Here is a 394-nt window from a genome sequence, read left to right as displayed (position 1 = left end):
CAATTGTTGCTAAAACATTTGCTCCCTATGAGGTCTTCATAGCGGCCGCGCTTATTTATCTGATTATGGCATGGGTTTTTCAGACCGGGTTTGGAAAACTTGAACAGGCAACTGGCCGTTATTTAAAAAAGGAAAGCTGATATGGTAGCTTCTCATGAGACTATTGTTCTTGAAGACGTATGCAAGCATTACGGAGCTTTTCAGGCACTAAAAAACATCAATCTTGTGGTTAATAAAGGTGAGCGTCTGGTTGTTTGTGGGCCGTCCGGTTCCGGGAAGTCGACAATGATCCGCTGTATTAACAGGCTGGAGGAGCACAATAGCGGACGTATCACGGTAAATGGTCATGAGCTGACAAATGATAATAATAAGATTGATGCAGTACGTCGTGAAG

At 43.4% G+C, this 394-nt stretch carries 1 protein-coding gene; it reads left to right on the top strand.

Features of this window, described 5'->3' with window-relative positions; genetic code table 11:
• Positions 1–141: 141 nt before the first annotated feature.
• A partial coding sequence (locus HBA93_RS19060; RefSeq protein ID WP_221724347.1) for an ATP-binding cassette domain-containing protein occupies positions 142–394 on the top strand: 253 nt, incomplete at its 3' end.

This window comes from Ochrobactrum sp. SFR4 (assembly GCF_019730395.1).
Classification (GTDB): Bacteria; Pseudomonadota; Alphaproteobacteria; order Rhizobiales; family Rhizobiaceae; genus Pseudochrobactrum.
Note: the sequence above shows the minus strand (reverse complement) of the source record. Positions and strands in the feature narration are given on the sequence as shown.